22 protein-coding genes are annotated in these 25,991 nt (G+C 71.7%); 10 read left to right on the top strand and 12 right to left on the bottom strand.

Features of this window, described 5'->3' with window-relative positions; all coding sequences use genetic code 11:
• Window positions 1-253 precede the first annotated feature (253 nt).
• From ALMP_RS36710 to ALMP_RS36725, 4 genes are all read left to right on the top strand, one after another.
• Entirely contained in the window at window positions 254-1,165 is a 912-nt protein-coding gene (locus ALMP_RS36710) for a phage holin family protein (RefSeq protein WP_264936256.1), read from the top strand.
• Window positions 1,166-1,586: 421 nt separating this feature from the next.
• Window positions 1,587-2,471 carry a TIGR03619 family F420-dependent LLM class oxidoreductase gene (locus tag ALMP_RS36715; RefSeq protein WP_264936258.1) on the top strand — a complete coding sequence of 295 codons (885 nt, stop codon included), beginning with the start codon at window positions 1,587-1,589 and terminating at the stop codon, window positions 2,469-2,471.
• A gap of 439 nt (window positions 2,472-2,910) precedes the next feature.
• Complete coding sequence (murF, locus tag ALMP_RS36720; RefSeq protein ID WP_264936479.1) at window positions 2,911-4,326, top strand: UDP-N-acetylmuramoyl-tripeptide--D-alanyl-D-alanine ligase; 1,416 nt, start codon at window positions 2,911-2,913, stop codon at window positions 4,324-4,326.
• 113 nt (window positions 4,327-4,439) lie between these two features.
• Entirely contained in the window at window positions 4,440-4,799 is a 360-nt protein-coding gene (locus ALMP_RS36725; protein ID WP_264936260.1) for a hypothetical protein, read from the top strand.
• A gap of 236 nt (window positions 4,800-5,035) precedes the next feature.
• Here ALMP_RS36725 and ALMP_RS36730 read toward each other — a convergent pair whose 3' ends face one another.
• The 5 genes from ALMP_RS36730 to ALMP_RS36750 all read right to left on the bottom strand — a co-directional run bounded on the left by ALMP_RS36730 (window position 5,036) and on the right by ALMP_RS36750 (window position 14,041).
• Window positions 5,036-5,845 (bottom strand): hypothetical protein, encoded by an 810-nt coding sequence (locus tag ALMP_RS36730; RefSeq protein ID WP_264936262.1) that lies wholly within the window; start codon window positions 5,843-5,845, stop codon window positions 5,036-5,038.
• A gap of 142 nt (window positions 5,846-5,987) precedes the next feature.
• The gene (locus ALMP_RS36735) at window positions 5,988-7,877 is read right to left on the bottom strand and encodes an ABC transporter ATP-binding protein (RefSeq protein WP_264936265.1); all 1,890 of its coding nucleotides are present in this window, start codon (window positions 7,875-7,877) and stop codon (window positions 5,988-5,990) included.
• A 378-nt stretch (window positions 7,878-8,255) separates the two neighbouring features.
• Window positions 8,256-10,598 carry a protein translocase subunit SecD gene (gene secD / locus ALMP_RS36740; protein WP_264936267.1) on the bottom strand — a complete coding sequence of 781 codons (2,343 nt, stop codon included), beginning with the start codon at window positions 10,596-10,598 and terminating at the stop codon, window positions 8,256-8,258.
• Between the two features lie 62 nt (window positions 10,599-10,660).
• Window positions 10,661-11,065, bottom strand: coding sequence for a hypothetical protein (locus tag ALMP_RS36745; protein ID WP_264936270.1), 405 nt, complete (start codon window positions 11,063-11,065; stop codon window positions 10,661-10,663).
• Between the two features lie 345 nt (window positions 11,066-11,410).
• A complete protein-coding gene (locus tag ALMP_RS36750) occupies window positions 11,411-14,041 on the bottom strand; it encodes a LuxR family transcriptional regulator (protein WP_264936273.1) in 2,631 nt (876 codons plus the stop codon).
• 320 nt (window positions 14,042-14,361) lie between these two features.
• On the opposite strand from ALMP_RS36750, the gene ALMP_RS36755 reads away from it, so the two are divergent.
• The 3 genes from ALMP_RS36755 to ALMP_RS36765 all read left to right on the top strand — a co-directional run bounded on the left by ALMP_RS36755 (window position 14,362) and on the right by ALMP_RS36765 (window position 16,106).
• Window positions 14,362-14,820 (top strand): hypothetical protein, encoded by a 459-nt coding sequence (locus ALMP_RS36755; RefSeq protein WP_264936275.1) that lies wholly within the window; start codon window positions 14,362-14,364, stop codon window positions 14,818-14,820.
• A gap of 234 nt (window positions 14,821-15,054) precedes the next feature.
• Window positions 15,055-15,666 carry a TetR/AcrR family transcriptional regulator gene (locus ALMP_RS36760; protein ID WP_264936278.1) on the top strand — a complete coding sequence of 204 codons (612 nt, stop codon included), beginning with the start codon at window positions 15,055-15,057 and terminating at the stop codon, window positions 15,664-15,666.
• Window positions 15,667-15,683: 17 nt separating this feature from the next.
• Window positions 15,684-16,106 (top strand): DUF6069 family protein, encoded by a 423-nt coding sequence (locus tag ALMP_RS36765; RefSeq protein ID WP_264936281.1) that lies wholly within the window; start codon window positions 15,684-15,686, stop codon window positions 16,104-16,106.
• Window positions 16,107-16,273: 167 nt separating this feature from the next.
• Here the strand turns inward: ALMP_RS36765 and ALMP_RS36770 are convergent, their stop codons facing one another.
• Window positions 16,274-17,209, bottom strand: a complete 936-nt coding sequence (locus tag ALMP_RS36770; RefSeq protein WP_264936283.1) for an alpha/beta fold hydrolase — start codon at window positions 17,207-17,209, stop codon at window positions 16,274-16,276.
• A 97-nt stretch (window positions 17,210-17,306) separates the two neighbouring features.
• Here ALMP_RS36770 and ALMP_RS36775 point away from each other — a divergent pair, with 97 nt between their 5' ends.
• Window positions 17,307-17,921 (top strand): TetR/AcrR family transcriptional regulator, encoded by a 615-nt coding sequence (locus ALMP_RS36775; protein ID WP_264936285.1) that lies wholly within the window; start codon window positions 17,307-17,309, stop codon window positions 17,919-17,921.
• A 127-nt stretch (window positions 17,922-18,048) separates the two neighbouring features.
• Here ALMP_RS36775 and ALMP_RS36780 read toward each other — a convergent pair whose 3' ends face one another.
• The 5 genes from ALMP_RS36780 to ALMP_RS36800 all read right to left on the bottom strand — a co-directional run bounded on the left by ALMP_RS36780 (window position 18,049) and on the right by ALMP_RS36800 (window position 23,231).
• A complete protein-coding gene (locus ALMP_RS36780) occupies window positions 18,049-18,192 on the bottom strand; it encodes a hypothetical protein (RefSeq protein ID WP_264936286.1) in 144 nt (47 codons plus the stop codon).
• Window positions 18,193-18,300: 108 nt separating this feature from the next.
• Window positions 18,301-20,562, bottom strand: a complete 2,262-nt coding sequence (locus ALMP_RS36785; protein WP_264936287.1) for a carboxypeptidase-like regulatory domain-containing protein — start codon at window positions 20,560-20,562, stop codon at window positions 18,301-18,303.
• Window positions 20,563-20,922: 360 nt separating this feature from the next.
• Window positions 20,923-21,810, bottom strand: coding sequence for an MBL fold metallo-hydrolase (locus ALMP_RS36790; protein WP_264936288.1), 888 nt, complete (start codon window positions 21,808-21,810; stop codon window positions 20,923-20,925).
• Window positions 21,811-21,955: 145 nt separating this feature from the next.
• The gene (locus ALMP_RS36795; RefSeq protein WP_264936290.1) at window positions 21,956-22,288 is read right to left on the bottom strand and encodes a DUF1330 domain-containing protein; all 333 of its coding nucleotides are present in this window, start codon (window positions 22,286-22,288) and stop codon (window positions 21,956-21,958) included.
• Between the two features lie 187 nt (window positions 22,289-22,475).
• The gene (locus tag ALMP_RS36800; protein WP_264936291.1) at window positions 22,476-23,231 is read right to left on the bottom strand and encodes an SDR family NAD(P)-dependent oxidoreductase; all 756 of its coding nucleotides are present in this window, start codon (window positions 23,229-23,231) and stop codon (window positions 22,476-22,478) included.
• A 111-nt stretch (window positions 23,232-23,342) separates the two neighbouring features.
• Between ALMP_RS36800 and ALMP_RS36805 the strand changes: the two genes are divergently transcribed.
• Both ALMP_RS36805 and ALMP_RS36810 read left to right on the top strand, forming a co-directional pair.
• Complete coding sequence (locus ALMP_RS36805) at window positions 23,343-23,930, top strand: TetR/AcrR family transcriptional regulator (protein WP_264936293.1); 588 nt, start codon at window positions 23,343-23,345, stop codon at window positions 23,928-23,930.
• A gap of 209 nt (window positions 23,931-24,139) precedes the next feature.
• Entirely contained in the window at window positions 24,140-24,754 is a 615-nt protein-coding gene (locus ALMP_RS36810; RefSeq protein WP_264936295.1) for a hypothetical protein, read from the top strand.
• A gap of 226 nt (window positions 24,755-24,980) precedes the next feature.
• On the opposite strand, the gene ALMP_RS36815 is transcribed toward ALMP_RS36810, so the two are convergent.
• Window positions 24,981-25,967 carry an alpha/beta fold hydrolase gene (locus ALMP_RS36815; protein WP_264936298.1) on the bottom strand — a complete coding sequence of 329 codons (987 nt, stop codon included), beginning with the start codon at window positions 25,965-25,967 and terminating at the stop codon, window positions 24,981-24,983.
• Between the last annotated feature and the right edge of the window lie 24 nt (window positions 25,968-25,991).

Consider the following 25,991-nt stretch of genomic DNA (forward strand, 5'->3'; position numbering starts at 1 on the left):
CCCTTCACCCGACGGTGCCACTCGCAGAAACCTCACCGGCGGCGGCAGGGCCCTGCGTTCCACGGTGGGCACACGCGGCGTGCGCGATCACCAACGCGACGGGACGCGCCGACGCCACCTTCCGTGTGACGAGCTGACCTGACATCGCGCCGGCCCGCGCCTGCGACCAGCCCCACAGTGACCGCTGACGGCGACTCGTCGACTCTCTGCCGGTGGGGTTCCCCCGCCGACTCCCCGGCGGGATCCTGCATCCATGACGACTACGGGGCGGGTCATCAGGAAGTGGGCGTGCGCGGCCGGCGGCGTGTGGGCGGCCTCCGAGGTCGTCGGCCCCTTACGGCTCGGCGGCACCGGGACCGAGCGGGCGGCGGCCGTGGTCGTCGTCGCCGTCGTGTTCACCGCCGTCGTCCTGCTCGTGCCCATGCCACTGGGGCGGATGCTCGGACGGGCCGCGGTGAGCAATCAGCGGCGCATGGCGGAGGAGCCTGATTGGGGCACCTCCGACTGGGAGTTCTTCGCGCCGATGCGCCGGCATTTCCTGTACGTCGGACTGGGCATGGTGCTGTCGGCCCTCGTTCTGACGGTCGTGGGGCCCGCGGCGCTGTGGGCCGGCGTGGAGCTGAGCGCCGGGCTCGGCCTGGACGTCGAACTCGGTGGTGGGCTCAAGGACCTCGTCACCGCCGGACTCGTCGTCGCCGCCGTGGAGACGGTTCTGCTGCTTGTGCTCGCCCTGCCGGTGAAGCGTCGCCGCCCCGGGGCCCTGCGTTCGCTGGCCGGCTACCTCTCGTGTCTGACGGGTCTGGCGCTCGCGGCGGTGTGGCTGGACGGGGTGGAAGCGACCGGTACCCCGTGGCTGACGCTCGCGGTCGTCGCCGCCCTGTTCCATCTGCGGTTCGCGCTGACCCTGACACTGCCCGTGCCCGGGGTGGCGTCGCTGGTCCTCGTCTCGGTCAACGCGTTGGTGCTCTGGCTCATCGTGTGGCTCACAGGTCTTCTGCATATCGACGGCTTCTGGCTCCTCGTCGTGACGGTCGCCCTGATGTGGGTGGCGGAATGGCCGATCCGCCGCGCGAACGCCGCCGAGGAGGCCCGGACCAACCCGCCCCCGCCTCCTCCCGACCCCTTCTGGCCCGACCACCACATGCCACAGTCGCCGCTGTACTGACCGGGGCCACCGCCCTTCGGCCCACCCCGGATCTGCGCGGCCCTGTTCAGGCCCGGGCACGATGGGGCCGGCGGCAGCATCCGCACGAGGGCCTGCGCAACTCCACCCGGTCGGCCGGACGTTGTCACCGAACGAGTCGTACGCCATCACCGTCATCACAACGTGTGCGGCACCGGTCGGCGTCCGGCCTGCTCAACCGGCACCAGATCTCCGGCCGCCGCGGGCTGATCGTCAAAGGGCCGGGCCGGGCCGGGCCGGGACGGGACGGGGAAGACGACCGCCATAGCCCGCCTCGGGCCGCGACCACGAACTCCTGCACCCCGGCCGGGGATGAAATAGGGGCGGTGCGGGAGTTGGGTGTGGCGACAGGGCGGTCGGTGGTCGCCGTGTCGCCATCGGACTGCCATCGAAAGGCAACCTCATGCCCCTGCTGCGCCTCGGTGTTTCCCTTCAGCCGCGCTGGCCGCTCGACGACGGAGCCAGCGTGCTCCGCGCCGCACGCCACGCTGAAGACTTGGGCTTCGATCATGTTGCGGTCGGCAACCGTCTACTGGACAGCGGCTTCGGCCTCGACACGGACCCGCTTGTTCTGCTGTCGGCCGTCGCAGGGGCGACGACCCGCCTGCGGCTGCTGACGTCTGTACTCGTCGCGCCGTACTACCCGGCGCTGGTGCTCGCCAACCAGGCGGCGACTCTGGACGTCGTGTCCGGCGGCCGCCTGATCCTCGGCGTCGGCACCGGCTGGAATCCTGACGAATTCGATGCCGTCGGTGTACCCGTCCGTGAACGCGGTGCACGCACCGACGACCACCTCGCCGCTGCCAGGGCCTTGTGGGCCCGGCGACCCGCAGACTTCGACGGGCCGTTCACAACGCTGCACGCCGCGCACTTGGGCGTGCCTCCGGTCACGGCCGGCGGTCCGCCCGTGTGGGTCGGCGGCCACAGCGACGCTGCCCTGCGCCGTGCGCTGCGGTTCGGCGACGGCTGGTACGGCACCGGCGCCGACGCCACGGACGTCACCGACGTCCGGCGCCGCCTGCGTGACCTCGCCGGCGCAGAGAACGCTGACCGTCTGACGCTTGCTTCAGCCGCGTTCCTCACTCCGCCCAGTCTCCCCGCGGTGGTTCCGCCACCGGGACGGCCGCTCGGAGGCGCCGCGCCCACTGCGGCGAGTGTCGCCGACGACCTGGGGCGGCTCGCGGAGGCGGGGCTTGCCGTTTGCACCCTGTGGCTGCCTGTCGCGGCTGAGCATGTCGAGAAGTCCTTGGAGTGGGTCGCGGCCGAGGTGGCACCACGACTCACCTGATGTCGTACCTGGGAAGGCCGTCAGGTTGATCAAGCGGCCGCTTCGAGGGGGCGTCCGCCCCAGCGCCGCGGATGCTGTCGGGCGGGCGGTTTGCTCAGCCCGTCAGCGGAACGGGAGCAGAGCGCGTACGAGGAACTCGAACCGACGGCGTCGGACGACTCCGACGAGCTGGGCGAGCTGCACGCCCGGGCGCTCGCCGACCTTCGGGAGGCCGACGGGCTCGCCGGGGAGTACCTCAGCGTTCCTCTGGCCGATTCGCCGCCGGCCGTCAGGGGGTTTGGTCGCACCCTCGAACGAACGACCAAGAGGCCCTGCGTGCAGCCCTGGCCCGGTGTGTCCGGCGCACCGCGCAAGAGGCTGTCTCTACCATCCGAATCGGATGTTCCGAAATGGTGTCAAAGCCGAGCAGACTGGGCGTTGCCTCGATGGGAGACCAGCCATGATCCCGATGAGCCTGCAAGACGTCGCGAGCGTCGTCGGCGGCAGACTCCACAACGTGCCGTGCCCCCGTGCCCTGATTACGGCGCCTCCCACCGTGGACCCGGAAGAGAGCAGCAAGGGGTTGTTCGTTCCCCTGGCCGTGGAACGCCCTGACGGCTCGCTGGCCGCCGATTCCCACCCGTTCGCCGCCCTGGCCGTCAGGTCGGGCGCCTTGGCGGTACTTACTGAGCGCCCGGCCGAGGAACCCGCCATTGTCGTGCCGGATGCGCGGGCGGCCCTCGGAGCCCTGGCCGCATATGTGGTCGGTCGGCTCGACAACACCATGGTGATCGGGGTGACGGGCTCGTCAGGCAAGACCAGCACAAAGGACATGACAGCCCACCTGCTCGGACACGCGGGACCGACGGTGGCGACCGCAGGTAACCGCAACGACCGCATCGGGCTGCCACTGACCATCACCTCGACCGATCCCGCCACCAAGTACCTGGTGCTGGAGATGGGCCATGGCGGCCCCGGCGACATCCGGTACCTCGCTGAGATCGCCCGGCCGACGGTGGGCGCGGTCCTCAACGTGGGCACCGCCCACATCGGCCGGTTCGGCAGCAAGCAGGCCGTCGCCCGGAGCAAAGGTGAGCTGATCGAGTCCCTGCCCGCTGACGGACTCGCGGTCCTCAATGCCGACGACCCCCTGGTGCGCGGCATGGCCGACCACACCGAGGCCCGGGTGGTTCTCGTCGGCCGCGCGCCGGACGCCGAGGTACGAGCCGAGGGTGTCCGCCTGGATGAGTTCGGCCATGCTCATTTCACCCTGTGCACGCCTGAAGGGGCGGCACCGGTCGCCCTTCAGTTGACCGGTGAGCACTTTGTCACCAACGCGCTCATCGGTGCCGCCATCGCACGCCACGCCGGCCTGTCGGTCGACCGGATCGCCACCGCGCTCGGGGACGTCAAGGGCGTGTCCCCGGGCCGCATGGAGGTCTTCGAACGACCGGACGGTGTCATCGTCATCGACGATGCCTTCAACACGACACCCGAAGCGGTGCAGGCGTCCCTGAAGGCCTTGGTCGCGATGGCGAACGGCCGGGACACCATCGCGGTCCTCGGCCCGATGCACAACCTGGGCGACGCCGCCAGAGAGGCACACTTCGACATCGGCCGACTGGTCGCAGAGCTGGGGATCACCGCTCTGATCGTCGTCGGAGGGCAGGAGCCCCCATGGCTGGACGAAGCAGCACGATGGCTGGACCAAGCAGCGCGCTCCCACGGTGCGGACAGCGTCCTGGTCCCCGGGCGCCACGACGCCAGGGCGGTACTCGAATCGGTTCTGGAGCCCAGGGACGTGGTCCTGATCAAGGGGACGGGGCGCATCGGCCTGCGACAGCTGGCCAAGGATCTACGCAACGGCACCACGTGACGCAGAAAAAGCCACCACGACCGAGCCGAAAAGGTCCGCCAGCAAGCTGACGGACCCTCATGCAAGATCGAGGCTAACAGCGCGTCATTACTCCATTGGGTGATCGATGCGGCGTGAACTGGGCGATCTGTGTGTCGCATTACCCGCACTACAAGGCCGTGCGGATGAAGTTCCGGAGCCGTGGGCCATCGCAAGTGGTGCCTGCTTCTGCGTCGGGGCAACATCGGTTTTGTTCTTCCACCAAGGAAGAAACAGAACGGAGGTACGAAATGCGCAAGAATACGAAGCTGGCTACTGCCTCGACCCTCGCTGCGGTGGCGCTCTTCGCGGGATCCGCCTCTGCTGCCAACGCCTTCGATGGGGAGTCCAGCAACGACACGCCCATCGTCATCAACAACGAGAACCACAACGCCAACACCAGCAACAACACCAACACCAGCACGATCAGCGACCTCATCAACATCGGATTGTGATCGTACGCGTCCAGTTCGACGGTCAAGGTATCTATCGCGATTCCCTTGGGGGACGTGACCTGACCTGAGACGCCATTCGCTTATCGATCAAGGGGCTGGCCTGGTCGAATCTCCTGCACGGTACGGGCCCGGCTGAGGCTGCCGCAGAGCGTGACGCGGGCCGCCGCCGACGCCGGCCTGGCACCGGCGGAGCGCGACCGGGCCGGAGGCGGAGGTCACCATCGCTTGTGCTGGCCTCATCCCTGGTAGATGAGCGCAGGGCCGCCGAGTGCGCGCATGTCGTAGGGATAGAGCCAGGGGCCCCAGGTGCCGGCCTCGAGCGCGTCGAGCGCGAGCAGCGCGTCGGATGAGTTCTTGCAGCGGGGGTGCCGCACGGCGAAGGCCGCGATGCGGGCGCGCAGAGTGGGCAGCCAGGCGGCGACGAGCTGCGGGTCGCCGTCGTACCACCAGGTGAACTTCAGCTCCTCCCACAGAAGTTCGGTGGCCCAGCCGAAGGCGAGGCGGACGACGCCGGCGTCCGCTTCGGGACCGGTGAGCCGGGCGATGTGGTCCAGCCACGGCTCCAGGTCACCCGTCGCATGAGCGATCCCCTCGATCAGACCAGTGATCTCCCAGTACGGCCGACCGTCGGTCACCGCGATGTGCAGCAGCGCCCGCAAGGCCCGCTCGACCGCGGCCTGCTCGGCCACGGGCCAGTCCGCGAGCCGGGCGCCGCGACGACCGAGGCGCCCCATCTCGTCCGACGGGTCGGTGCCGTCCCCGTCCGGGCCCCAGCGGCGCAGCACACGAGGGATGAAGCGGCGCCACAGGACGGGGTACTGGTCCTCGTCCCAATGGCTGGCGACCTCACGTATGAAGTGCACGAGGAGATCATCCGGCACATCGGCAGGGTGACCGCCGAGAACGCGCAACTCCGACTCCGGAGTGCAGTACGTGCACCCGCCGACCGGACGGTCGAGCCCAGGTGGCGATGCGAAGGTCTCGTCCACCTCGGCGAGCGCGTCGCGCCACATCGTGTACGGGTCGAGTGCGAGGGGTTCGGACATGCCGGGACCTACCAGGGGGCTCCGCGCGGCCGACACCGGCGAAGAGCGCGACGTTACCAGCATGCCGGTCGATGGGCGCAGCTTGGGTCTGTCCGAAGTGATGGGGCCCGTCCCGCCGGGGGCGGGACGGGGGCGGGGCGGATCAGCGGTCCTGGGAGAGTTCCAGGAGTTCGGCGAAGGTTCCGCCGGCGTGGACGAGGTCTTCGTACCGTCCCTGTTCGGTGATCCGGCCGTGCTCCATCACGACGATGTGGTCGGCGATCTTGGTGTTCTCCAGGCGGTGCGTGACCACGATCGTGATGCGGTCCGCCGCGATGGCCTTGATCTGCTCGAAGATCTGGTGCTCGCCACGCGGGTCCATCTGGGAGGTGGGCTCGTCCAGGATCAGCAGCCCCGGGCGCCGGTACAGGGCCCTCGAACACGCCACGCGCTGCCACTGCCCGCCGGAGAGCTCCGAACCGCCGAAGACGTCGCGGGCCAGCAGGGTGTCCAGGCCTGCGGGGAGGTCCTCGACGGCCTCGCGCAGACCGACCGCGTCGACGGCCTCCCACACGGGGGTGTCGTCGTGGGTGCGAGGCTGGCCGAGCGTGACGTTCTCGCGGACCCGCAGCGGCCACTGCGCGAAGATCTGCGGTACCAGGCCGGTGTTCGCCCACACCGTGGCGGGGTCCACCTCGGCGAGGTCGGTGCCGTTCCACGTGACCCGACCCTTGTCCGGCAGGTAGATCCCGGTCAGCAGCCGGGTGAGCGTCGACTTCCCCGAACCGTTCGCGCCGACGATCGCGAGGATCTGGCCGCGCCGCAGGGCCAGGGAGACACCCTCCACGGCGGGCTTGTCCTTGCCCGGGTACTGGTAGACGACCTCCTCGAGTCGGATCTCCTCGGTCGGTGCGGCGTGTGCGTGGGGGCCGCGCTTGGGGGCGCGGGCGGCGGCGTCGTCGAGGAAGGCCTGCATGTCGCTGAGGTACAAGCTGGTGTGGAAGACCGCGGCGCCGTTGATGACCACCTGGGACAGCGCGGCGAGTGTGGTCTGCACGGCGATGACCGCCGTGGCCGCGACCGCGAGTTCGATCCGGCCGGACACCGCCAGCCATGCCAGCGCGCCCCAGGTCGCGACGAGGAAGACGCCGCCGGCCAGCGCGGAGAGCAGGGCGATCCGCAGGGTGCGCGGGGCGGCGGCCAGGGTGCGCCGGTCGCACCGGTCGGACAGGGCCCGGTACCAGTAGATGATGTAATCCGTCATCGAATTGGCACGGACCTCGTCGCCGTACTTCGACTCGGTCGCCCACCAGCGCATCATGCCGCGCACGTTGCGTTCGGCGATGTTGGCGTAGTGGATCTCGTAGTCGACCCGGGCGGTCAGCACGGCGCCGACGCCGGCCGGCAGCACCGCGAGCAGGAGGGGCGGCAGCACCAGCGGGTTCAGCACCGTCAGCACGCCGCCGGCGGTGACCATGCGGATCAGCGCGGACAGGAACCGCTGAGCGTCGGTGACCATGACGTGCGTGCGGATCACTCCCATCTCGGCCGCCTCGTGCCGATCCGAGAAGCCGTCCTGCGCGTAGGCCGACGCCTCCACCCGGCACACCGCCTCGACCAGCGCGGAGTCCGTCTCCGTCGTCAGCCGTGGAGTGATCCGCCGTTCGGCGTACGTGGCCACCGCACCCGCCGAGCGCCCCAGCGCGGCAGCGAGCGCCACCACCACCAGCGCCGGAAGAGCGCCGCGCAGCCGCTCGCCGGCAGTGCCGTCCCCGAGGACCGGTGCCATGGCGCGGGCGGTGGCGGCCAGCACCACGGCGGCTGAAACGCCCGTGACCACCTGGCAGCCCAGCAGCAGCTGCACGGCACGCCGGTCGGTCCGCCACGACAACCGCGCGATGCGTCCCAGGACGGCCGGGATCTGAGCGCACATCCGCCGGAAGGAGACCTCAGCGAGCGGATTGACGGAGTACTGCCCGTTGTAGGTGATCTCCGCCGGCGGTGGCGGAGGAGGCGCGGTGGCCTGCTGTGCGTTCGTAGCGGCCGAGGTCAACGTGGGTCCCCCTGACGGTCGTCCAGTGCGGTCGTGACACTCAACGACCCGGCGGGGATATCGAACACATGTATTTCGGTCGACCCTGGAATCCCGAGATAGAGCGGGTCGCGGCGCGTGGAGGATGCATGGACCCGGCCCCCGCAAGAGGATGGCGAACGAAGGTGATTGGCCGAAACGCCGACGATCGCGCTCGCGTACCACCGGCCGACTCGGATCATCCACGTCGGGATCGATGCGCGGCTTCTGATCGTCCGCACGACGCGCATCGTCGGTGGCCGACCTCGCAACCGGAGCCGCCACCCGCCGTGGCCGCCCTCCGGATACGTGCGTCTTCCCTGCGCCATCCGCGACTTCTCCGCGAGCCTTGGCGCGCCCTCACACCACAGCGCCCGAATCCCGCGCCCGCCCGTGCCGCTCCAGCGGACTGCGCGCCCCGCTGTCCCGGCTGCGCTCGGGGCGCACCGGAGGCGCCGGGTGGCTGCCCTCGAGCTGCACGGCGATCGGCACGGCGGTGAACACCGTCGACGCCATACCGATCACCACGCCGGCGATCAGCGCGACGGAGAAGTCCGCGAGCGAGTCACCGCCGAGCACGGCCAGGGCTGCCAGGATGAACAGCGCGCCCATACCGGTGTTCACCGTGCGCGGCAACGTCTGGATGACCGCCTGGTTCGCGGTGGTCTCCAGCTCCGCCGCCGGATCGCGGCGGCGCGCCTCGCGCACCCGGTCGAAGACGACGACGGTGTCATTGACGGAGTACCCGATGACCGTGAGCAGGGCCGCCAGGAAGACGCTGTCGACGGGCTTGCCGAGCCAGGCGAACAGGCCCACCACGAGCAGCACGTCGTGCACCATGGCCGCTACCGCAGCGGTGGCGAACGTCCACCGGAACCGCACGCTGAGGTAGATCAGCTGGGCCGCGACGGCGATGCCGAGCGCGATGAGCGCGTGCCGGCGCAGTTCCGCGCCGAGGCTCGGCCCGATCAGCTCGTCCCGCTCGACGGTGACCTCGCCGCCCTCCTTCGCCAGCGCCGTCTTGATCGTGTGCTGCTGGTCGTTGCTCAGCTCCCCGGTGCGTACCGAGATGTCTCCGTCCCCCGACTCCTGCACCACCGCGCGCGGGAACCCGGCGTCCGTGACCGCCGCCCGCGCCGCGTCCACGTCCATGGGCCTGCTGGTGCTGTACTCCACCAGGCGCCCGCCGGTGAACTCCACCCCGAAGTCCAGGCCGCGCAGACCGATTCCGACGACGGCGACCACGATCAGCAGCGCACTGACGCCGAGCCAGCGGCGCCGGTGGTGCACCAGGCGGGGTTTGCGGTGCGCGAGCCAGGCACGCACCCGGCCGGTGGAGGTGATCCCGGTCAGGCCGGGCCGCTCGCGCACGAAGCGGCGCCGGATCGCGAAGTCGGCGAGGACCCGGGTGATCACCAGGGCCGAGATCATCGAGACGAGGACACCGATGGAGAGCGTGACGCCGAAGCCCTTGACGGGGCCGGTGGCGAAGAAGAAGAGCAGCCCGGCCGCGAGCAGCGTGGTCACGTTCGAGTCGACGACCGCGCTCCAGGTCTTGGCGAAGCCGGTGCGCAGCGGCTTGTCCAGGTGCGACGGACCCGACTTCAGGGCGCGGGCTCCCAGATATTCCTCGCGGGCACGCTCGAAGACCAGAACGTTCGCGTCCACCGCCATGCCGATCGCCAGGACGAAACCGGCGAGTCCGGGCAGTGTCAGGGTCGCGCCCAGGGCGACCAGTGCGGCGTAGGAGATCAGTCCGTACAGCGCGAGCGCGATGGTGGCCAGGGCACCGAGCAGCCGGTAGACGACGAGGATGAACAGCCCGGTCAGGGCGAGCCCGATGATCGCGGCCTGGGTGCTGGCGGCGATGGCGTCGGCACCGAGCGTGGGGCCGACGGTGCGCTGCTCCACGACCTCCACGGGCACCGGCAGCGCACCGCCCTTGACGAGCGCGGCCAGCTCGCGGGCCTCTTCCCGGCCGAAGTCGCCGGTGATCTGCGTGGAGCCGCCGGAGATGCCGACCTCGCACGCCACATCCGCGTCGACGCCGGGCGCCGAGAGGACCTTGCCGTCCAGGACGATGGCGACGCGCCGCTCGGGGGCGCCCTGCGGGGCACAGGCCGCCGCCCCGGTGACCCGTGCCCAGTCCTTGCCCGCCTGGCCGCGGAAGCTGAGGTTGACCATCCAGCCCGACATCGTCTGCTGGTCGAGCACCGCTTCGGCGTCCTTGACGCCCTCGCCGGTGAGGGCGGTGGGCCCGAGCTTGAGGAACGCCCCCTTCTGGTCGGGGTCGGCCAGGGTGCGCGAGCCGTCCTCGGCCGGTTTCCCCTTGCTCGCGTCCTGCTTGTCCGTCACGCCCTGCACCGGGTGGACGGTCAACTGCGCGGTGCGGCCGATGACTTCGGCGGCCTCGCGCGGGTCCTGCACACCGGGCAGCTCGACGAAGATCCGCTGCTGTCCGGACCGGTACAGGCTCGGCTCGGACACGCCGAGCGCGTCGACCCGTTGACGGAGCACCTCCAGGGCCCGCTGGGTCGATTCGGCATCGGCTCGGCCGACGGGTGAGTCCTTGGCCTCCAGGACGATCTGAGTGCCGCCGCGCAGGTCGAGGCCGAGGCGGGCGGACTGGGTGAGAGCGAAGAAGAGCGAGGCGGCGATCACACCTAGGGCGACGATCGCCCGCCACATGGGCGCGCGAGACATGAGTTCTCCACGATGGGCAGGCAGACGGAATCGACGTCTGCCCCGGGCGCGGAGGCGAACGGTCAGGCGTCGATACGGACTTCGGTGCTCCATCGGGACGGCGGGCCGCGCGGACGATACGCGTGGGCGCCGCGGCCGGACCCTGCGGCCGCGACCGCCACGGCCACGGCGGGGCCGCCTACGGCGCGGTGCGGTGCCGCGTCCCCGGCGCCAGGCCCCAGGAAGCCGTGGAACGGGTACGGCACGGCGTCGGCGTGCCCGAGTACGGGGTGCGCCACGGTGACGGGTCGCTGCGCGTCGGCGGTCGCGGGCGCCTGCGCGGACGCGGTCGCGGGCGTGCCCGTCGAGAACGGGCGGGCGGCCGACGCCGACTTGGCCGACAACGGCAGGAGGAAGGTCAGGACCGCGAGCAGCGCGGAGAGCACGACGGCGGCCGGGCGCGTGGGGTGTGCGCGGTGCTGCTGCACGCCTCTCGCCCCCCGGTCAAGTCGTCGTAGGAAAACAGCAGTTGGGAACTGTGAGCCGACGGCTCGGCGAGTCCGGCCGTCAGTGACACGAACGCCGTCGGGTGTCCGGAGGTTCCCGACTCACCGCGGGAATGTTGCCGTCGGCGCGGTGCGCTGGTGCGGCGGCACGAAAGTGCAGGGAAGCAATCGTGCTTGGTTGTTGCCCGCCATCGGGGCTGGGCCAGAGGCTGGGGATCGTGGCCGAGACATTTTTGACGTCGGCGGCTCAGCTGGTGAGTCCGCGGTAGCCGGCCGCCTTGCCGACCGACCGGCCCGGCACCGCACCGCCCGCCGCCGTCGACGCCGTCAGAGCGCCCATACCCGCCCCAGACCTCCCCTGTCGTGGATGCCGAGCTTGCGGTAGACCCGGCCGAGCGCGTTGTCGACCGTCCGTACCGACAGACCGCACTGGTCGGCGATCTCCCTGCTGGTGTGCCCATGGGCCGCCAGTTGCGCGATCTCCCGTTCGCGCGGACTGAGTTCCGCCGCCGTCGAGAGGACCGCCAGCGCAGGGGTCGCCGCGTCATCGCACTGCCGTCGCAACGAGTGGGCGCGGGCTGTGGCCCGCCGACGGGCCCCCTCCTGGGCCGCGCCGCCCGATGCGCGCCACAGTTCGGCCGCTCCGGCGAGGCTTTCGGCAGCGAGGAGCAACGCGCCCATCGCCGTCCACGCGTCGGCCACGGCCACCAGCGCGTCCGGGTCACGGTCGGCCACCGCACCCGCATGGGCGGCACGAGCCGCCGCGTAGGACCCTTGGGCGTCCTCGGCCAGTTCGCGTACGCGAGGGGCCGCGTCCCGGTCGCCCCAGCGGAGCAGATCGTGTTCAAGCGTCAAAGCGCCGGCGAACTCCCCTTCCGCCCGTGCCGCTTCGGCCCCGGCGCGCAGGGCGGCTGCCGCCTCGTGGCGTCGCCCCCGGCACCGCAACGACCAGGCCTGGGCGCGCAGCGTGTCGGCCTGAGCGAGCGGGGAGTGCGGATCGGTGGAGCGGGAGGCGAGTCCGGCTGTCTCCGGGGCGCTGCGACCGACGTATGCTTCGGCCAGCACCAGCCCGGCGAGCGCACGCTGCTCGGCGAACCTGTGTCCGCACAGATGGGCTTGCGCCCGGGCCTCACGGAAATGGGCGGCCGCCTCCGCACACCGTCCCCGGTCGAGCGCGATCCGTCCCCGCACCCAGCCGAACCAGACGACCAGCGCGGGCACGGGTGAGCGCAGCAGTCCCTCGAGCCCCTCGGACGCGGCCCGCTCCGCCTCATCGAACCGCCCCGCCTCCAGCAGGGACGCCGCGACGAGGTAGAGGCTGCGCGCCGGATAGAAGACCGCCGACCGGTCCGCCAGCACGCGGTGCGCGGCGTGGGCCGCGCGGCCGCTGCGGACAGCGTCCTCGGGCCGCCCCGAGGACATTTCCACCCTCATCCGGGCTTGGAGCAGCAGCACATGGGAGTCGGACGGCTCGGCCCCGTCCGACAGCGGCAGCCACGGTTCGAGCACGGTGCGGGCCCGCGCGGTCCGCCCCGCCGAGGTCAGCAGGGTGGCCTCCCAGCCGGCCATCTCGGCGCACGGACCGCCCCGACGCCCGGCCTCGTCGAGTACGGCCAGCGCGCGGGTCATGTTGCCGGGCCCGTAGAAGTGGTGGACGGCCAGGGTCAGGGCGGCGGTGTGCAGGTACGGCTCCCTGGCCGCGGCGAAGGCGTCTTCCAGGACGGTGATCCCTTCGCCGAACTCGCCCCGCTGTCCCAGGGCCTCGCCGAGCATCAGACCGGCCCGGGTGTTGGGACCGTGTACCAGCGCGGCGCGTGCGAGCCGGCACATGGTGTCCACGTCATCCGCGTGCAGGGCCTGCGCCGCGGCACGCACCAGCAGGGCGGGATCGGCGGTGCCGGTGGCCTCCAGTTCCCAGCGCGCCAGAGCGAGGGGGTCGTCGGCGCGCCGGGCGCCGTACCCGCGTACCCGGCCGACCTGGTCCAGCAGCAGGGTCCGGGCCCGAAGTCGGGTGATGCCGGCGCGCAGCACCCGTGTGTGCATCGGGTGGGCGAGGGTGAGCTGTTCGCGGCGCCCGTCGAGGCGAGATTCGACGAGTTGCTGCCGCTCCAGTGCGGCCAGAGCGTCCGCATCGACGTATGCCAGGCCGTCCCGCAACCCGATCGGCCCGCACACCGCGAGGAGTTCCATCAGGGTCCGCTGCGGGCCGGCCAGTTCCCGGAGCCGTACGTCGAGCAGGGCGTCCGGCAGCACCGCGGCGAGCGGCCGGGTGAGGCACCACACCCCGTGCACGGGGCTCAGCCGCCCGTCGGCGAGGGCGCTTCGCAGCAGCTCCCTCAGGCACAGCGCGTTGCCGCCGCTGGCCTCCCACAGGGCCCGCAGGGCGGATGCGGCGACCGGCCCGCCCATCGTGGTGGTCAGCAGCCGGGCGCTCTCTTCCTCACCCAGCGCCGACAGCGGGATGTGGTGCAAGGCGTCCTCCCGCCACAGGGTCTGCAGCACGTCCGGCCAGTCGGCGCCGTCGGGGAGGGTCACGGCCAGGAAGAGCGAGGAGTCCGCCAGCAGCAGTGCGATCAGCGCCAGTGACGCGGGATCGAGCAGCTGGATGTCGTCGACGACCAGGACGGTGCGGGTGGTGGCGGACGCGCGGTGCGCGGCCATCCGCTGCCGTACCCGGCGGAAGAACTCCGCCGGTTCCTCCGCGTAGACGTCCGAGGGCAGCAGCGGCGCCAGCGCCGACAGTGGCAGCGCCCGGGCGCTGTGCGTCGCCTGGACGCGTACGACACGGTGGCCGCCGCGACCGCCCGCCCAGGTCGAGAACTCCTCGGCGAGGCGGCTCTTGCCCACCCCGTGCTCTCCTGTGATCATCACTGCTTTGCAGGCCGGTCGGCGCAGCGCGCGGCGGAGCTCCGCCAGCTCCGTGTCCCGGCCGGCGAAATGCAGGCGGCCGCTCCCCATACCCGTGCCCACCGTGGGTCCCCCCTCGGGCGCCGGGGCGATCCGGCCCCCCAGCCGGATGGTTCGCCCACGGCGTGCGGTCCGCAGTCTGGCACGCCGGCCGTCGAAGCGGCCGGAGCGGCACCCGGTTGGCCGAAAGCGACCGCTCGTTCGTCCGGAAGGCAGGCCGGTACGGAGTAGGGCCTCGCCTCGATGGAGTAGTCGACTGCTCTGTGCCGCGGTGTGCGGACGGGCGAAGGTGTTGCCACGTCGGGGCAGCGGGCCGAGTGGCCGTGCGGCCCACGACGTGACCACTGATTCACTACGGGGAAGGAAACCAGATGCGATCGACAACGCTCCGTCGCCTCGTCACCGGGGCCGCGGGTCTCGCGGCCGTGCTCACTCTGACGGTCCCGGCGGCCGCCGCCGCTCAGCCGCCTGTGCCCGGGGAGCTGTACAAGGTCCAACTGCTGACCCTGCGCTGCACCAACATTTCGGAGAGCGGCGAGGACGAGGTGTACATCAAACTCGACGGCGGTGTCGCGATCCCCACGTCGGTCTGCCGTGAACGGGGCACGGTCGACTACAGCGGAGTGGATCCCGAGCGGTTCATCTTCGAGGGCGGCACGATCCTTTCCCTCGAACTGTGGGAGCAGGACCCCGACATCATCGACCCGGACGACAAGCTGGGCGTCTTCGAGCTCAACGACAGCCGGGTCGGCACGACCAACCTCGCCAAGATCGTCAACGGGACCGACTACGCCTACAGCCTGACCTACCGGGTGCTGCCGCTGGACTAGGGTCCGTCTTCGAACGGATCCTGCCCAGAGCAGGAACGCCGCGAGGGTGACCGCCGCTTCGTACGAAGTGGCGGTCTTCTCGCAACCGCGTCTGAGCCGGCGCCGTCGCCGATCGGTCTTCTCGGGGGATGGCCTTGGCGGACTGCCACCGGCAAGCAGCGAGTAGGGGGAGAAGGTGCGGAGTGAGGACTCACTCATTGACGGAGTGAGTCCTCACTCCGTATGCTCGTAGTCATGACAGCCCCGAAGGAGAACCAGACCACACGCCGCCGTGCCCCCGGTATGTCACCGGAGGAGCGGCGCGCGATGATCATCCAGACCGCGATCCCGCTGATCGCCGAATACGGCGCCGCGGTGACGACCGCGAAGATCGCCCGCGCCGCGGGCATCGGCGAGGGCACGATCTTCCGGGTCTTCGCCGACAAGGACGAGCTGCTGCAGGCCTGCATCGCCGAGGCGCTCTCCCCCGAGCACGCGGTCCGCGAGCTCGACGCGATCGACGTATCCCGGCCGCTGCCCGACCGGCTCGCGGAGGCGGCCGAGGCACTGCAGGCACACATGTCCAGGATGGGCGCGATCCTCGGCTCGCTCGGGCATCGCGGCGGCAAGCACCCCGGCACGGTACGCGGCGCGGGTCGCGACGAGTCGACGACCCGTATCCGCGCGGCCCTCGCGGAGCTGCTGGAGCCCGAGAAGGCCGCCCTGCGCCGGCCGCCCGAGCAGATCGCGGCCCTCTTCTTCGGGCTGCTCTTCACCCAGCCGCGCACGGGGGACGAGCCCGACCTGACCCCGCAGGAGTTGGTGGAGGTCTTCCTGCACGGGGCACTCTCGGGGGGCGCCGAGTGAGCGCGCGGAGAAGGCGTTTGGGTGTTACGGCCCTGGCCTTCCTGGCCCCCGTCCTGGTGTGGCTGATCGCGGACCCACTGCTGGGGCACCGGCTGCGGATCGTCGACGGCAAACAGACGCTCGACATCGGCGCCGTGCCCGTGGCGGTCGCCGCACTGCTCGCGTCGCTCTCCGGCTGGGGACTGCTGGCCGCCCTGGAACGGTTCGGGGTGCGGCGCGCCCGCACCATCTGGGCCGGGGCGGCCGGCGCCGTACTGGCCGTGTCCTTCCTGCCGTTCATCGGCGACGGCATGGACGGCGCCACCCGGGTCTCCCTCGCTCTGATGCACCTGGCGGTGGCGGCGGTGCTGATCCCAGGGCTGGGCGGCACGTCCCCCGGGGCGGGGTGCGGCGACCCGGTGTCACCGCCGTCGGCGAAGCAGCCGGCGACAGCGGGGTGAGCGCCGCCGCTGAACATCGGCTCGGGTAGCCCGCTGCGCGGGGAACAGCCGAAGGAGTCCCGGTCGTCGATCAGCGGGTACGGCGGCCGCGGGCCGGTGGGCCGGTGGCCGGTGCCAAGGTGCGGGCCGGGGTCGGTGCGGGGCAGGGCGAGCGTTGAAGACGGACCCTAGAGGCCCTCCGTGTGGCGCAGGATCTCATCGGCCAGGCGGTCGTCCAGTGCCGTGGGAAGGGTGTGGCCCATGCCCTCGATCATGACCAGGCGGGCGCCGGGAATGGCCGCGGCGGTGGCCTCGGCGTGCGCGGGTGGGAACATCGGGTCCTCGCTGCCGTGCAGCACCAGCGTCGGTACGGTGACGGAGGTCAGCTCCCCCGTGGACCCCGTGCCGGCGGCCCCGGCGAACGTGTGATTGAGCGAGGCCCGGGGATCGCGCGCCCGCTCGTACACTCGCCGCTCCATCGCGCGGTACTCGTCCTCGTGGAAGGGCAGCACCGGGCCGTGCAGCACCCGCCACAGCGGCAGCCGGATGGCGAGGTACTCCTCCACGTCCGCGTCGGGCTCGGGAAAGGACGAGACGAGGGCGGCCAGCAACTCGGCTGAGGGCGGCGGCAGTTCGCCGGGGAGCGGGGGAGCTCCGGCCATGGCGCGCCGCACCGCCCCCGATGTGTCCGTGCCGAGGGGCTGGGACGAGAGGCTCGTCAGGGTCAGCACCCGGTGCGCGTGTGTGACGGCCAGACGCTGGGCGATGACGCCGCCGAGGGACGCGCCCACCAGATGGGCTCGTTCAGCCCCGAACGCGTCCAGGACGGCGAGCGCGTCGGAGGCCATGTCGGCGACCGTGTACGGCCGGGCGGCGAAGTCGACGGTGGAGGAGCGTCCGGTGTCGCGGTGGTCGTAACGGATGACGCGGCGGCCCCCGTCGACCAGGCGCTCGACGAAGCCGTCGTTCCACTGGATGCCCTGGGCCTGCGCGCCCATCACCAGCAATACCGCCGGGTGGCTGGGGTCGCCGAAGTCCTCCGCCCACAGTTCGAGATCGTATGCGCGGACGGTCCGCTCCCGGCTCCAGCGGCTGTTCGTGAGTTCATTTTCCTGCATGGTCATTCAAGATAATGGCTGGAGGTCCGGCACCGCACCGGCTTTTTCCGGAACCGGAACCAAGAGTTGGACGGCGCCCACCCGTGCGGGCACCCTGATCCCCATGGCCGGAGTCAAGGGACAGGTGCAGAAGCGGGGCGTGGAGCGGCGCCGCGCCATGGTCGACGCCGCGATCGAGCTGTTCGCACGGCAGGGGGTGCGCGGAACCGGAGTGGCTGCGATCGCCGAGCGCGCCGGCGTCACCCCCTCCGCGCTCATCCATCACTTCGGCAGCAAGGACCGACTCGTCCAAGCCGTCCTGGAGGAGGCCGACCGGCGCGCCTTGGAACGGCTCTCCGCCACGACGGGCGACGAACCCACCCTGGACCAGGCGTTCGACTGGTTCCTCCGGGACGCCGAGCACACCGCCACTGCCGAACGCGAACTCGCAGCCCTGCACACCACCCTCACCGCGGAGAACCTGGAGCCCGGCTCCGTGCTCCACACCTGGTTCCGGGACCGCGGCCGGGCGCTGCGGAACCACTTGGTCTCCCTGTTCACGCGTGCCGTGGCCGACGGTTCGGCCCGTGCGGACCTGGACCCGGCCGTCCTGGCGGCGGAGGCGGCCGCCTTCATCGAGGGGGCGCACCTGCTGTGGCTGCTGGACCCCGAGCAGGTGGACCTGACCGCCGTGCACCGAAGCTACTTCGAAGGTTTGCTCGCCCGCCTCCGTCCATGACCACGTCCGGGCCCGGCCCCCGGAACCGCCGGTCTTTGAGGGGGCCACAGCAGCTGTACCGGCCGCCCCGCCAGGGCGGTCATGTCCGGGTCGCGGTCCAGCATCATCAGCCGGGCGGCGTTCTCCATCAGGTCGGCGCTGCGGCGGAGGTCGCGCAGAAGCTGCCGGGCGACGTCGGGGTCGGCCCGGTCTGTATCCCGCGCAGCTGGAGCAGCTGTTCCTCGGCGCTCTCGATCAGCCGGGTGATCAGCATGCGCTGTTCGGCGGGCACCGCCGCACGCCACATCCTTCCCGAGCCGGGCGCCTTCCTTCCTGATCGACATCCCGCAGTAGCGAAACCCCGGCCGGATCGGTTGAGGTCGCTCGGGACGGGAGGGCGTTACTTCACGTGAACCAGCGCCACCGATGCGGGCACCTCGCTGCCGTCGTCGAGGGCTGCGGTGAACGCCAGCCGGTGGTCGGTCCGGCGGGGCACGGAACGGTCGGCCGTGACCGTGAAGCCGACGCCCGTACGACCCTGGGCGGGCACACGGGCACAGGCCTCCCTCCGCGGCCGGACCGACCAGCCGGGCGCCGGGCGGGGAGTGAGCGTCACGTGCCGCGCCGAGCCGGTGAAGTTGTAGACGTCGACCGTCATGCGCGTACGACGGCTGAGACGGTAGCCCAGCGGGGGCGGGGCGTCGCCGTTGTCCTTGCCGGGGGCGGCGTCGCGCGCCGAGTAGCGCTGGCTGAGGACGATGTGCTCGGCGGGGGAGAGGGGGCGGCGCGGCGTCCTGTGGACGGCGGGTGCCGGTGACGCAGCGGCCGGTACGACGACGTACACCGGGTCGGGTGAGGAGGTGCCCGTGACGATCCGGCGGCCCATCATGTCGTACGCGGCCCCCGGCAGGTCGAACCGCACCGACCTCGGCGCCCACAGGACGGTGACCCGCTCGCCGCGCCCGCTGTCGAAGACGAACCCGGAGACGTCGGTGGGCAGTCGGGGCGCGGTCCCGACGAAGTGGGCCTCGCCGAGCAGCGAGGTGAGGGCCGCGAAGGCGGCGTACGCGGGCAGGGGCTGGAAGTCCCGGTCGAACAGGCCGAAGTACACGCCGTCGTCGTGGAGCGGAGGCCCCGCGAACCAGAACTGCCGCGCGTTTCCGGCGGCCAGCCCCTCCACCATGGAACGGACGAGGTACCGCGCCTGTACGACTTCCTGGGCGGGCGTCAGGTCGAGGCGCGGGCGGGCGTCGAGGAAGGCACCGCACTCGGTCATCCACAGCGGCATGCCGGACGCCCCGTACCGGCGGGCCAGTTCGTGCTGTTCGGCCGCCGCGCCCGGGAACTGCGGGTCATCCTGCTCGGCGGGGTCCGGGTAGCCGTGGAAGGCCCAGGCGTCGGCGTACCGTACGACGTCGTTGTCGAGCATCAGGTCCTGGAAGGTGCCGCTCTGCGCGATGCCGGGCAATACGACGAGAGGCGGCTGCCCTGCGGTGTCCTCGGCCGCGTCCCTGATGCCGAGCGCGGCGGCCTTGACGAACGCGGCGTGGGCGTCGCCGGTGCTGCGCGTGGTGTCGACGTCGGGTTCGTTGGAAAGCTGGAGGGCGTCCGGGGCGGCCTGCGCCAGGCGGCGGGCGTAGCGGTAGGCGTGCCGCAGGTCCGCCGGGAGCGGCAGCGACGCCTCGGTCATCGCCCACTCCGGTGCGGGCGAGACCACGTCGAGGACCGCCAGTCCGTGCGCGCCCAAGGCGCGGGTCACGCGGTCGTGGCGCGCGGTGTCGTACGCGCCGGGCTTCGGCTCGGCGGCGGGCCAGGACTGGCCGTCGCGCACCCAGCCCGCGCCCATCTGCCCTAGCGCGCGGGCGAATTCGTCGATCCGGGACGGCGGCACCAGGGAGGACACCCACAGATTGACCCCGAACCGGCTCGCGGCACCGATGACGGGAGGCCGCTGCGGAAGGCACGCGAACCGCCCACCGACCCCCTCGACCTCGACCCGGTAGTGCCCGGGTGGCAGCCGGGGAAGCCGCACGGTCGCCGTCGTGTCCCCCGCGCGCACGGTCACCCGCCCGGCGGCGACACGCTGCCCGTGGTGGTCGGTGACCGTGTAGCGCACGTGGCGCGAGCGGGTGGCGCGGCCATCGAACCGCACGCGCAGCGGCGGGGCGGGGTCGCCGTGGCGGTGGACGGGGACCGACACCTCACGCGGGACGGGCTGCCCGGCCGGGCGTCGCCGCAGGGTGAGCGTGAAACGGTCGAGGGAGAGCATGTACGCCGTGGTGTCGTCGAGCACGACCGGCTCGGTGACGCGAAGGGTGACCGTGTTCTCGCCGCCTCGCAACTCGACCTCACCGAGCTCCAGCACGGACAGGTCCCCCCAGGCGGGCCGCGACTCGTACCAGTACGGCTGCGAGCGCGAGACCTCGGTGAACGGCCCGTCGTTCACGCGCAGTCGCAGGTACGAGCCGGCCGCCTCCGTGTGCGGCGTCTCGACGGGAGCCGTGGCGACGGCGGTCAGCGCGTACACCCCGCCCTCGGGCGCACGAACGCGGTACGCGGCGAACCAGCCGCTCCCACCCGGCGCCTCCTCTGCCGTCAGCAGCGCCAGGTACCGCCCCCGCGAGGCACGTCGGTCCCGGGCCACCGGGATGTTCGTCCGCATCGGGGACTCACCCTGCACGGTGATGACCACCGGTGCCGCACCGCTTCCCATCACCCCGGCCGCCCGGCTCGCCCCCACCACGGACGCCCCCGCTGCCCCGAGTCCTGCCGCAATCGCCATACGCCTGTCGAAGTCCATACGTCCAGCAGACGCGTCGAAGGTCCGGCCGGGCGTCGTGCGTGAGGACAACCGAACCCGGAGGTGCCTCTCGGGGCGTTCACCTAAGGACGAGCTAACGGGGGTGTGTCATTCGCCGTGACCACGGACGGCTCTGGCCATGACTCGGGCCTGGCCGGGCCGAACTCCTTGCCGCGCCTGGGCGGCCGGCCGTGGGATCGTAGGCGGCAGGCGGGTCCTGGCTCAGGCGTCGACCGGGCGCCAGGCTGGTCGGTCCCCGTCGGAGTGGACTCGGCCGAAGACCACGTCGGCGAAGTGCTGGCCGAATCCGATGGTGTCGGGCTGGGTCAGCTCGGTGATCAGGGTGCGACGGAAGCTCTCGTTCTGTCCGCGGTCGTGGTCGAAGGAGAACGCGAGTTCCGGGTTACCGATCTGGACGGGGGAGTGGAAGACGTCACCGAAGACGACCACCCGTTTCCCGCCCGCACTGATCACGTAGCCGGTGTGCCCGGCGCTGTGGCCCGGCATGAGCATGACGCGGACGCCGGGGAAGATCTCCTCTCCGTCGGTCACGGTGCGCACCCGCGGTCGCAGCGTGTCGAGGATCTCGCTGGTCAAGCCACTGTCTTCGGGGCGGGGAGGGTGGGTCCACTCGGGGTCGGTGATCACGTAGTCGGCGCTGGTGAAGGCGGGCAGGTCACCGCCCGGGGCGGGGTGGTAGGCCCATCCGATGTGGTCGGGGTGCAGGTGGGTGAACGCGACGGCCTCGATCTGCGCGGGGGTGCGTCCGAGCTTGGCGAGGTTGTCCAGCAGTGCGCCGCCGCTGAGCGTGCCGACGGGGCTCAGCGGCGGCTCGATGGTCTGCGGGCCGAACCCGGCGTCGATCAGCAGGGCGCGGCCGTCGCGTTCCACGAGCAGTCCTCCGACGCCGGCCACCAGGTGCCCGGCCTCGTCGAGGTATTCGGGGTGCTGTGCCCAGAACTCCTCGGTGGCGTCCGGCAGGCAGACGCGGGCATCGAGCAGGGCCGTGCCGTCCGGTACGTAGCTCAGCTTCGTGTCGCCGAGCGTCAGGGACCGGATGCCCGACGGTCGCCGCAGCCGCTCGTCCAGGTGTGATGCCGTGTCCGTCATAGGTTCGACCTCCATGTGCTGATGGCTTTCAAAGGTTCAAGTCCCCGATCGACCCGGTGCCCGCGGTCACGACGAGGCCCGGTCCCTTCGACCCTCGGGATCAGGCGGGCATCGTGGCCACCTTCCGGCGAGGTTGCCGGCGTTCTTACTGGCCGATGAAGTGCGGGGCGTCATCGTTGTTCTCGAAGGCCCAGAGATTGCTGTCGGTGCCCTCGACACGCGCTTTGCGATGGGGTGCGTACTCCGGGTCGGCCATGAAGCTGTCGAGCGCTTCCCTCGTCGGGAAGGACACCACGACCATCGCGTCCGGAACCGGCAGCGTCTCGCCCTCGACGAGCTCGATCCCGTTGGGAGGCGAGTCCGAGACGCCCAGGAAGTGTCCCCCGTGCCGGTGAGCGATGGGTCCGACGTTCGCCGAGTACTCCTCGACCCAGTCCAGTGACTTGACCTTCAGGTGTGCGACCAGCAGCGCGGTCATGAATGCTCCTCTTTCGTTGTGTGACTGACGTGTTCTTGCATGTGCTCGATCAGGCCCGGCGTTCCTTTTCCGGCGTCCGGGCCAGGGGCGGTGACCTCGTGCCCGGTGGCGGCGCAGTGCCGTGCGAGGCCGCCACCGACGAAGCCGGTGGCTTTCCCGCACGAGGATCCGCGTGGTGCGCTGCCGTTCAGCCGGGGAAGACGGCGAGGTCGCCGCCGTCGGCCGCGAGGACCGCGCCGTTGATGTAGCTGCTGTTGGGGCTCGCCAGGAACAGCACGATGTCCGCGATCTCCTCGGGCTCGCCCAGCTTGCCCCGGGCGTTGACCGCCTTGCCCATCGCCTCGGCGTTGTCCCCGAACATCGGCAGGGTGCCTTCGGTGAGGACCGCGCCGGGCGAGATGGCGTTGACGCGAACGCCCTGCCCGCCGAATTCCGACGCCCAGTACCGGGTCAGGGTCTCGGCGCCCGCCTTGGAGGCGGCGTACGCCCCGCCCACCGGCAGCGTGATCCGCGCGACGTTCGAGGTGATCGTGATGATCGATCCGCTCCCGCGGCCGGCCATGCCCGGCGCGAGCGCGCCGACCAGGAGGAACGGGGTGCGGGTGTTGATCGCGATGTGCTTGTCGAAGGCGGCCGCGTCGGTCGCGGGCGTGGCCGCGAACTCGTACACCCCGGCGTTGTTCACCAGGATGTCCACCTCGCCGGCCTCGCTCGCCAGCCGCAGGGCCTCGTCGGCGTCGGTGAGGTCGGCGGCCACGAACCGCGCCCGGCCACCCTGGCCGACGATCTCGTCGACCAGGGCCGCACCCCGCTCCAGGGACCGCCCGTGCAGGACGACCTCGGCTCCTGCCGCAGCCAGCCGCAGCGCGATCGCCCGGCCGATCCCGGACGTGGCCCCGGTGACCAGTGCCGTACTTCCCGTGAGGGTGTTTTCGCTGCTCATGTGATGTCTCCTCATTCGTTTGACCCGACGGCAGTCAACATACGCCAGCCTGGCAACGATTGCCAAACTGCCTATGTGTGCCCTCTTGGCATCGCTTGATACGGTGGATGCATGACCGTGTGGGAGCGCTCGCGACAACTGGCGAGCCAGGAGATTCTCGACGCCGCTGTGCGGCTGTTCACCACCCAGGGCTACGAGGAGACGACGACCACCCAGATCGCACGCGAGGCCGGCGTCTCCCAGCGCACCCTGTACCGCTACTTCGGCACCAAGGAGGACCTGCTCTGCGGCGACCAGGACGAACTCGGCGCCCTGTTGCGGCGCACCGTCGAGGAGCAGCCCGCCGAAGTGTCCGCTTGGCAGGCGCTGCGCGCCGGTTTCGTGACGCTCCTGAGCACCCATGACTCCCTGGAGCGGACACGCGCGGTCTCGACACTGATCTTCCGCACGCCCGTACTGCGCGCCGCCCTCATGCAGAAACGGCTGCAGTGGCAGACCGATCTGCTGCCGACCATGCGGGCCAGGCTGCTCGCCGCCGGGCGCGAGGGCATCGCCGCCGAGCATGAGGCGCGGACCGTCATCGCCGTCTCCTTCGCCTGCGTCGACTCAGCGACCGCCACCTGGATCCAGACCGGCGACTCGCAGGACCTCGTGGCCCTGTACGACGAGGCGCTCGCGTACGCACGCGCCTCGGCCTGACCGCACGGTTCAGCAGGATGAGACCCCGCCCGGCGAAGAGCCGATCACGATCTCCAGCATCCGCGCCTATTTCACCTGCGTACGCCACTTCCTGGCGTGGGCACAACGACCGGCCCCGGCCCTGGCGCTCGTCGGGCCGGACGTGCACCGCCTCGGCGGGCACCGCCACCGCACCCTGACCGCGCTCGCCACCGCGTACCCGCAACGCCGTGGAGGTCGCCCCGTCCGGCATCGCAGCCGAGGCCCGGGCCGCCCTGGCCGCTGCCGGGGCCCGCGTCACCGCGCCCGCCGGGGCGGTGCCCGTCGCGCTCGCGGTGTCCGGGGCCGTCGCCGCGGCGGTGGCCGCTGCCGGGCGGCGGGCGTTCGCCTCCCGTCGCCGGCCCACGGCCGCACGGCGCTTCCCGCACCAGGCCACGCTTCGCCCGCTGCCTGACCGAGGTCGCCTGTATCCGCACCGGCCGCCGCCTCACCGGCGGCACGGCCACGGTGGTGGTGCTCAGCGCCAGCGAGGCCCTGCACGACGCGCCGCGCTGCTCGACGGGCCGCACACCCGGTCCGTCCACGAGCTCGTCACCGCCGAGGACGCCGTGCTGCGGCTGGCCGGCCGCTTGGCCCGCCGCGCCGAGCGGCGGGTGCGGGTGCTCGCCCCCACCGACGCCGTGCGCGACGAGCTGACCACCGTCTTCCCCCGTCCGCCGCTCCCGGTGCGGCCGTTCGCTGTCGCCGACGACGGCGACCGGCTCACCGACGCCGAACGGCGCCGGGCCCGCCTCGCCTTCGGTATCCCGACCGCCGAGGCGGCCGTGTGCTTGGTCGGCGGCTAAGATCCGCGCCGTCTGCGCCGCCCGTGACGCCACGCTCGTGGCCCGCCGGCCCGGGGCCGGCAAGGAGTCCGGGCTCGTCATCGACGCCGTACGCCTGGGCGTCCCGCTGATCGTCTCCACCACGACCCGCACCTGACCAAGACCCTCGCCGGGCAGGACTGGGTTCGCCTCTTCCCGCATGGCGACGGCGCCGCCCTGGCCGGCCTCCTGCGTGACTCGGCCTGGTTCAGCTCTGAATCGTGGCGAGCCAGTCGGTCAGCAGGCTGTTGACCTCGTCGGGGCGTTCCTGCTGGATCCAGTGGCCGCAGCCTTCCAGGAGGTGGGAGGCCGACAGGCGGGGGAGGGTGGTGGGGAAGGCGTGGATGGCGTCGGACATCCAGGTGGTGGAGGCGTCCAGGGCGCCGCCGATGAACAGGGATGGCTGCTTGATCGGGGCTCCGCGGTGCGGGGCGAGGTCTTCCCAGTCGCGGTCCATGTTGCGGTAGCGGTTGAGGGCGCCGGTCAGGCCGGTGCGCTCGAACTCCGCGGCGCAGATTTCGAGGTCCTCCTCGCTCAACCATGCCGGGAGCGGGCCGGCGGGGAAACGGTCGCGCAGTCGGCCGCCGTAGGCGACGAAGTGCGGGTCGGGCTCGCCCTCGGCGGGCATGGTGTCGGCGGACAGGGCCGCGTAGAAGCCAGCGAGCCAGCCCCGGACGTCGGGCTCGATCTCCGCCTCGGCACGGCCGGGCTCCTGGAAGTAGGAGACGTAGAACTCCTGCTCGGGGCCGCCCATCTGGCCGAAGATGTCGGTGGGGCGGGGGCCGCCGGGCGGCGCGTACGGGACGCTCAGCAAGCCGACCGCGCGGAAGACTCCGGGGTGGAGCAGGGCGGAGGCGGCGGCGATGTTGGAGCCCCAGTCGTGGCCGACGATCACCGCGCTCTCCTCGCCGAGGGCGCGCACGACGGCGACGTTGTCCTCCACCAGGTCGAGCATTCGGTAGGCGTCGGTGGCGGCGGGCTTGGAGGAGCGGCCGTAGCCGCGCACGTCGATCGCCACTGCCCGGTACCCGGCCGCGGCGAGGGCCGGGAGCTGGTGGCGCCAGGAGTACCAGGACTCGGGGAAGCCGTGCACGAGCAGGACCAACGGGCCGGTGCCCTGCTCCACCAGGTGCAGGCGCCCGGCTGGGGCCTGGACGGTGCGGTGGCGGAGTGCGGCAGTCGGCTCGGACCGCATGGGGGACTTCTCCTCGGTTCGTGG

The sequence above is a fragment of the Streptomyces sp. A012304 genome (genome assembly GCF_026008495.1).
Taxonomy (GTDB): domain Bacteria; phylum Actinomycetota; class Actinomycetes; order Streptomycetales; family Streptomycetaceae; genus Streptomyces.